Origin of the sequence: Streptomyces lonarensis (assembly GCF_012033735.1) — a bacterium.
In the GTDB taxonomy this organism is placed as follows: Bacteria; Actinomycetota; Actinomycetes; order Streptomycetales; family Streptomycetaceae; genus Streptomyces; species Streptomyces lonarensis.
Genome location: NZ_JAAVJD010000014.1, coordinates 39,435 through 46,973, shown reverse-complemented (window position 1 = coordinate 46,973; position 7,539 = coordinate 39,435). Strand labels below are relative to the sequence as shown.

Sequence of the window (7,539 nt, the reverse complement as noted above, 5' to 3'; positions counted from 1 at the left end):
ACCGGGCGGCTCGGCCCGCCGCGCCGCTCCCCCCTCACCCCGCTCAACAGCCCCCAGATGGTGCACCGGCCTGCCCGTACCGTGCCGCCGCTGGCGGAACCGGGGCGGCGCATCATCGAGGCCCCGCCCAACCTGCCGGAGGGCGACACCATGTCGCCGCTCGCCGCCATGCTGCCGATGGTCGGCGTCATGAGCTCCATGGTGATGATGACCGTCATGCGCAGCAGCCGCTTCGCGATCATCGGGGTGTTCGTCCTGGTCGCAGCGGTCATCGGCGCCGCCGCCATGTTCTTCTCCCAGCGGGGGAAGGCCCGGCGCCGCCGCCGGGTCCAACGCGAGCGCTACCTGGAGTACCTGGAGGAGCTGCGCGAGGAGTTGGCGGAGGAGGACGCGCAACGTCGCGCCACCGCACGCGCCGCCCACCCGCCGCCCGCGGCGCTGGTCGACCTCGTCGCCGACCAGGCGCGCCTCTGGGAACGCCGCCGCCGCGACCCGGACTTCCTCCACCTGCGCGTCGGGGCCGGCCCGGTGCCGCAGCGCGTGCTGGAGATCGACCGCAGCCAGAGCAACGCCATCACCCCCGTCGACCCCTTCATGCGCAACGAGGCCGGCGAACTCCGCGAACGGTTCGGCACCACCCCCGACATGCCGCTCACCGTCCCACTGGACCGGGCCGGCAACGTCTCCGTCGTCGGCACCCGCAAGGACACCCTCCGTGTGCTGCGGGCCCTCCTCACCCAGGCCGCCGTCTCCCACGCCCCGGACGACCTCGGCATCGCGGTCTGCACCCCCGCCGACAGCCTCGGCCACTACGAGTGGGCCAAGTGGCTGCCGCACGCGACCGACCCGGACGCCACCGACGCCGCGGGACCCGCCCGCCGCATCGCCGCCGACCCCGGCGAACTCGCCACCGTCATCGCCGGCGAGCTCCGCACCCGCGCCGCCCGGGTCACCGAGATCCGCCGCGGCCTCGGCAACAAGACCGCGCTCGACAACATCAGCCGGCTGCTGATCGTCCTCGACACCCCCGACGGCCCGGCCACCGAACTCCCGCGCACCGACGAGACCGTCTCCCTCGTCGAGCTCGGCGTCACCGTCCTCCACCCCGTCACCCGCCGTGTGGACGAACCCGGCGACGTCAGCGTCCGCATCGTGGTAGAGGGCGACCGGCTCACCATCGAGGACCTCCGGCCCCCGACCCCGACCCGGCTCCACGGCACCCTCGACGACTGCCCGCCCCAGCAGTCGGAGAGCCTCGCACGGCTCCTCGCACCGCTGCGCCTCTCCCCGGAGTCCGACGCCGGCGACACCCCGCTCAGCGCCCCCGTGAGCTTCCCCGAACTCCTCGGCATCGACGAACCCGCCGCCCTCGACCCGGCCCGGCTCTGGGCGCCCCGCGGCGAACGCGACTTCCTCCGCGTCCCCATCGGCGTCGGCGACCTCCACGAACCCGTCATGCTCGACATCAAGGAGTCCGCCGAACTCGGCATGGGCCCCCACGGCCTGTGCGTCGGCGCCACCGGCTCCGGCAAGAGCGAACTGCTCCGCACCCTGCTGCTGGCCCTGGTGGCCACCCACCCGCCGGAGGACCTCGCGGTCGTCCTCGTCGACTACAAGGGCGGCGCCACCTTCGCCCCCTTCGCGTCACTGCCGCACGTCGCCGGTGTCATCACCAACCTGGAGAGCGTCCCCGGTCTCGTCGAACGCGTCCACGCCAGCCTCGCCGGCGAGGTCAAACGCCGCCAGCAGGTCCTCAAGGACGCCGGCCACTTCGCCAACGTCGGCGACTACAACGCCGCACGCCGCACCTCCCGCCCCGAACTCGACCCGCTGCCGCACCTCTTCGTCGTCATCGACGAGTTCGGCGAACTACTCACCGCCAAGCCCGACTTCATCGACCTCTTCCTCTCCATCGGCCGCATCGGCCGCTCGATCGGCGTGCACCTGCTGCTCTCCAGCCAGCGCATCGAGGCGGGCAAGCTCCGCGGACTGGAGACCTACCTCTCCTACCGGCTCGGCCTGCGCACCTTCTCCGCCGAGGAGAGCCGCACCGTCCTCGACAGCAAGGACGCCTTCGAACTCCCGCCCGTCCCCGGGTTCGGCTACCTCAAGGTCGACACCAGCGTCTACGACCGGTTCAAAGCCGCCTACGTCTCCGGCGCGCACCAGGGCCCCGCCCGCCGCGCCCCCGTCGAGGCGGCCGCCCCGACCGTCACCGTCTTCCCGGCGCGCAACCTCCCCGCCGCGCCCGCCGCCGAGCACGCCCCGGCCGACCGGCCCGCACCGCCGGAACGCGACACCAAGGACGCCCCGACGCTGCTCTCCACCGTCGTCGACGCGCTCAGCACGGCCGCCGACCCCGTCCGCCAGATCTGGCTGCCCCCGCTGCCCGACGCCACCACACTCGACAGCGTCGGCGGCGGGACCACCGCCACCCCGGACGGCCTCCGGCTCGGCGGCCCCCCGCTCGGCCCCCTGCGGGTGCCCGTGGGACTGCTGGACGACCCGGGCGAGCAGTGGCAGGGACAGTGGATCGTCGACCTCACCGTCGCCGGCGGCCACCAGGCCGTCATCGGCGGACCCCAGTCCGGCAAGACCACCCTGCTGCGCACCCTTGTGCTCTCCCTCGCCCTCACCCACAGCCCCCGCGACGTCGCCGTCTACGGCCTCGACCTCGTCGGGGGCGGCCTCCGCCCCCTGGAAGGGCTGCCCCACGTCGGCGGCATCGCCACCCGAACCGACCGCGAACGGGTCACCCGCACCGTCGACGAACTCCGCACGATGCTCGCCGAACGCGAGATCCTCTTCCGCGACCACGGCATCGACTCCGTCGACTCCCTCCGCCGCGCCCGCGCGGCCGGCCGTCTCCCCGAACTCGGCTCCACCGAGATCGTGCTGGTCATCGACGGCTACGGCGCCATCCGCGAGGAGTTCGACCACCTCGACGGGGCCATCGGAGACCTGCTGCGCCGCGGCGGCGGCTACGGCATCCACGTCGTCGCGGGCATGCTCCGCTGGAACGACGTCCGCATCAACGCCCAGTCCTCGTTCGGCAGCCGACTCGAACTCCGCCTCAACGACCCGCACGACAGCGGCATCGACCGCAAGCTCATGGAGACCGTACCCACCGGCACCCCCGGCCGCGCCCTCACCGACGCGCAGCTCTTCGGCCACGTGGCGCTGCCCCGCATCGACGGCACCGCGGACGAGGAGATCGCCGCCGGACTGGACGAGGCGGTCCGCCGGGTCCGCGAGGCATGGCAGGGCGAGCCCGTCCGCGCCGTCCGCGTGCTCCCGCCCCGGCTGCCCGCGTCCTCGCTGGAGGCGTTCGACGGCGGCCGGACCATCCCCTTCGGCGTCCGGGAGGACCTCACCCCCGTCGGGCTCGACCTGGAAGGCGGCGGCGACCAGCACCTCATCGTGCTCGGCGACAGCGAGTGCGGGAAGACCAACCTGCTCCGCCTCGTCGCCGCCGGCCTCATGGAGCGGTACTCGGACGAGGAACTGGTCTTCGCCGTCCTGGACCCGCGCCGCGGCCTCCGCACCGCCGTGCCCGAGCAGTACCGCGGCGGGTACGCCCACAACGCCGACCTCGCCGGGCGCCTCGCCGCCGGCATCGCCGGCAAGCTGCAGGAGCGGATGCCCGACTCCGACCTCGCGCCGGAGGCCATGGAGCCCGGAGCCTTCCAGGGTCCCCGCATCGTCGTACTGATCGACGACTACGACGTGCTCTCCACCGCCAACCAGCGGCCGCTGCAGCCGTTCCTGCCGTTCATCCCCTCGGCGCCCGACATCGGGCTGCACTTCGTCGTCGCCCGCCGCATGGCCGGCATCTCCCGCGGCTTCTTCGAACCGTTCCTTCAGTCGTTGAAGGAGAACGGCAGCACCACCCTGCTGATGACGGGCGACCGGCAGGAGGGCCAGGTCTTCCCCAAGCTCTACCCCAGCGCCCTGCCGCCCGGCCGAGGCGTCCTCGTCCGCCGCGGCGCCCCCTACCAGCTCATCCAGACAGCGGCGCTCTGACACGACGGCGGCGGGGGCGGCCAAGTGGCCGCCCCCCCCGCCGTTCCTCGCCCCCAGATTTCTCCTACCGGGCGTCGGGGTCGGTGTAGCACTGGGTGAAGACCGTCACCCGTACGTCCGACTCCTGCCCTCCGGGCAACCGGCCGGTGCGTGCGTCCGCGAACTCCGCGCGTGCGAACAGGCCCTTGGCGGTGTTCTCCGCTCGCAGTTCGAGTGCCCCCACGGGACTGCTGTTCGGCTCGAACATGACGATCTCCCAGCCCTCTGCCTCCAGGCCGTCCCGCATCCGGGTCATGCCCGCCTCCATGTCTCCGTCCGGGACTCCGCGGACAGACCACGAGGCCCGGGAGGAGAACAGGTCCACCCGGTCGTAGTCGGCCGAGCAGGCCTGCCTGCGTGAGGGAACGGTCGGAGGCTCGGTCGAGGCCGCCATGAGTTCGTCGAGACGGACTGCGGTGGCGCGGGCCTCCTCGCGCACTTCGTCCACGGACCTGACCGGGTATTCGGCCGAGGGATTCTCGTCACTGGCGTCGCTCATCCCGGCACATCCGTTCATCAGGATTCCTGCTGTCACAGCGGCGGAAACCACCGCCCAACGATGCGAAAACGGCTTACTCATAAGAGGCGCGCTCCGGTTGCCCGACGATCACCGAGGCCTGGTTCGTGAGGGTCATCTCGGTCTTCCAGTAGCCACTGTGGTCCTCGGAGTCGTTCGTCAATCGCCGTGCTCCGAAGTCCTCGTCGGACGGGACGTTCGGGACGAGGTCGAGGTCGTAGTAGGGCGCGAAGCCCCAGCGCGTCTTCCAGCCGCTGTTGGTCTCGCCGTGGAACCAGCGCCCACCGTCGGCCACCTGGCCCGGTGGAGGGGCGCCTGCATCCGGCTGCCCGCCCCCGCCGTCGCTGCCGGCGTTCGGCGGGGGCCTGGCCAGTCCCTGCGCCGTCCGGCGAGACCTCAACACTGTCGGCCTCGACCTCGAAGGCGGGGCCGACCAGTAGCCCGTCGAATTCGGCGACAGTCAGTGCGGGGAGATCTACCTGCTCCGCCACGTCGCCCACGGCCTCATGGAGACTCGGGGCGCTGTCATCCCGCTGTCATCCCGCTGACCAGCGTCAGCTGTGCTGTGCCGCATCGCGGTAGCAGGTGGTGAAGACTGTGACCGCGATGCTGGATTCCGTGCGGCTGTTGGACTCGTTCCGTGCGTCCAGGAACAGCGCTTCGACGAACAGCCCGCGGGCCGGAAGCTCGGCCCGCAACTCGAGAGCCTCTGCGGGGCTGCTGTTGGGGCCGTACATCAGCACAGACCAGCCCTCGTCGCGGACATGGTCCTGCACTCGGTCGAGCGCCGACTCCAAGTCCTGCTCTGTGACGCCGGCGATCGACCACACGTGCTCCATCGTGAACAGGTCCGGATCGTCGCCCCCGGACGGGCACGGGGCTCGACCGGGTGAGCTGTCCATCCGGAGCGAGCTCTCGTCCAGCCCGCTCGCCCGGGCGAGAGCCCGCGACACCTCGGTCACCTCCCGCGCAACAACGGAGTGGGACCGTTCTGCGACCGTGTCGGCAGGCTCGTTGCCGCGAGCAGGGTCGTTGTCGGAGTTCATACCGCATCCAGAGATCGCTAGGACGACGGCGGCAGCGCATACTGCCGCGCGCTGACGGAGGGGGCGTGTGTGCTCATTCATGCGTCACCATTCCTGGGTCCCCGACGACGACGAACGCCTGGTTCCGCAGGTTCAGGCGGGAGTTCCAGTAGTCGCTGTGGTCGCTCGCGTCGTTCTCCATCCGGTTCGCCCCGAAGTCCGCATCCGACGGCACGTTGGGCCACGCATCGAAGAAGCCGTCGGTCTTTCCGTGGAAGACACGGCCGAGCGTCACCGGGTCGGAGGTGACCGGCGCCTGCATGGACCACACGTTCTCGGCCCCGACGCCGAGCTCGTCGGCATTGCTGACCGTCATACCGGGGCTCCCGACCGCGATGATGTTGTCCGCCGAGATCTTCCGGCCTCTCCCGTCCTCCTGAGTGGCTTCACCGACAACCGTGCTGCCGTAGCTGTGGCCGATGACCGTTGTGTTGCCCGTACCGGCGGTGCGCGAGCTCGCGATCCCGTCGAGGAAGGCATTCAGTTGGCCGCCGCCGCGCTCGGCGTACTCGCCTTTTCGTGCTTCTGGCAGAGTCTCCGGCGCCTCGTACCCGATCCACATGATCGTCGAGACCTCCTCGCCCGGGTTGGCCAGGTTGTCAGAGGTCCGCCACAGGCTCAGGGTGCGATCCATGTTGTTAGTGAACTCCGTGATGTCGGAACCGGTCCCCGGTACAAAGACCGCAGTATGGTCCGCCGTGTCCGGGTTGCCGTTGGCAACTGCTACCTGTCCGCGCCCGGATGGATCGAAGTGCAGGAGGAACGGCTGCGGCAGGCTTGAGTGGCCGTAGTGCCCGAGCCGGTTGATGCGGTTGTGGATGTCGACGGGCCCCATGAGGAGCTTTCGCTCCTCGTTCCACCGCTTCCACTCCCGGGTCTCCACGTCGACGTACCCGTCCTCGTAGACGCGCTCGCTTCGCTGAACGCGCACGTACCGGTCGGGCTGCTGCGCCAGGTGCTCCCGGAGTACGAGGTCCGGGCGTTCGCGTTCCCACCAGCGGTCGAAGACGATCCGGTTGGCGCGGTCGCGGTCCACCACCGGGATGCCGTCGAGCGCGCCGATTCCCGCGGGGTTGCTCTGGATCCAGCGCTCTCGCTCCTGCGCGCTGAGCCCCTGCCACCAGCTGTTCGCCATCTCGGGTGACGCGAAGCACGGCAGTGGTGGCGGGGGCGACAGGAAGTGCCAGGGCGGCTGGTAGCCGGGGGCCCAGGGACCCGGCATGCCGTGGTCCTGGCCGTAGGGGAGGGCGGAGTTGATCGTCCGGACCGTCTCCTCCTCCATCCGTGCGAAGTCGGCGACCAGCACCGCGACATCGCCCCGGATTTCCTCGCTCTCCCGTTCGTGCCGTGCGAAGTCCGGGTCGTCCTCGGGGACCGAGGGGATCTCCGCCGCCCGGGTGCGCAGCGCGTCGAGCCGGGCGCTGATGGTCTGGGCGTCGCGCGCGTAGTCGTCGACCGCGAGCGCCACGCGTGTCACGCTCTGGCGGACCGACTCGCCGCTCTCCCGCACCGGCACGGTGGTGGCCAGCAGGTCGGCGGCCTCGGGCGCGCTGTAGTGGTTGCCGATTCCCTGGAAGGTCAGGTGCAGGCTGTCCCCGGAGCTGTAGATGTCGTCGGCGTCCTGGCCCAAGCGGCGAGTCGCCTCCTGCAAGGTCTCCAGGTTCCCCGAGAACACCGGGATCTCCGTGGTCCTGATCAGCGCCATACCGCCCCCCGTCGCACCGGCCCGCGCCGCGGTGGCGGCGCGTGCCACCGGGCGTGCCCGCCGGGCGGCCGCTCCTCGGCCTCGGCGGGCTCGTCATCATTCCGGACTCTGTGTAACAGCCCGCGGAACGCCCGGACAACCGCGTCCCGGGCTCTGTGACAGGACCACAG

At 71.3% G+C, this 7,539-nt stretch carries 5 protein-coding genes; 1 reads left to right on the top strand and 4 read right to left on the bottom strand.

The window, feature by feature from the left end:
- Nucleotides 1-57 precede the first annotated feature (57 nt).
- Entirely contained in the window at nt 58-4,023 is a 3,966-nt protein-coding gene (gene eccCa / locus HCN56_RS04010; protein ID WP_167968066.1) for a type VII secretion protein EccCa, read from the top strand.
- Between the two features lie 64 nt (nt 4,024-4,087).
- On the opposite strand, the gene HCN56_RS04005 is transcribed toward eccCa, so the two are convergent.
- From HCN56_RS04005 to HCN56_RS03990, 4 genes are all read right to left on the bottom strand, one after another.
- On the bottom strand, nt 4,088-4,561 hold the full coding sequence (locus HCN56_RS04005; protein ID WP_167968065.1) for a hypothetical protein: 474 nt from the start codon (nt 4,559-4,561) through the stop codon (nt 4,088-4,090).
- 73 nt (nt 4,562-4,634) lie between these two features.
- Nucleotides 4,635-4,982, bottom strand: coding sequence for a hypothetical protein (locus HCN56_RS04000; RefSeq protein ID WP_167968064.1), 348 nt, complete (start codon nt 4,980-4,982; stop codon nt 4,635-4,637).
- A 151-nt stretch (nt 4,983-5,133) separates the two neighbouring features.
- Complete coding sequence (locus HCN56_RS03995; protein WP_167968063.1) at nt 5,134-5,625, bottom strand: hypothetical protein; 492 nt, start codon at nt 5,623-5,625, stop codon at nt 5,134-5,136.
- A gap of 73 nt (nt 5,626-5,698) precedes the next feature.
- Complete coding sequence (locus HCN56_RS03990) at nt 5,699-7,369, bottom strand: alpha/beta hydrolase (protein WP_167968062.1); 1,671 nt, start codon at nt 7,367-7,369, stop codon at nt 5,699-5,701.
- Nucleotides 7,370-7,539: the final 170 nt, after the last annotated feature.

Excerpts from the sequence above, each read along its gene's own strand:
- HCN56_RS03995 (WP_167968063.1), bottom strand. The coding sequence starts at position 5,625 with ATGAACTCCGACAACGACCCTGCTCGCGGCAACGAGCCTGCCGACACG.
- eccCa (WP_167968066.1), top strand. The coding sequence starts at position 58 with ATGGTGCACCGGCCTGCCCGTACCGTGCCGCCGCTGGCGGAACCGGGG.
- HCN56_RS03990 (WP_167968062.1), bottom strand. The coding sequence starts at position 7,369 with ATGGCGCTGATCAGGACCACGGAGATCCCGGTGTTCTCGGGGAACCTG.
- HCN56_RS04005 (WP_167968065.1), bottom strand. The coding sequence starts at position 4,561 with ATGAGCGACGCCAGTGACGAGAATCCCTCGGCCGAATACCCGGTCAGG.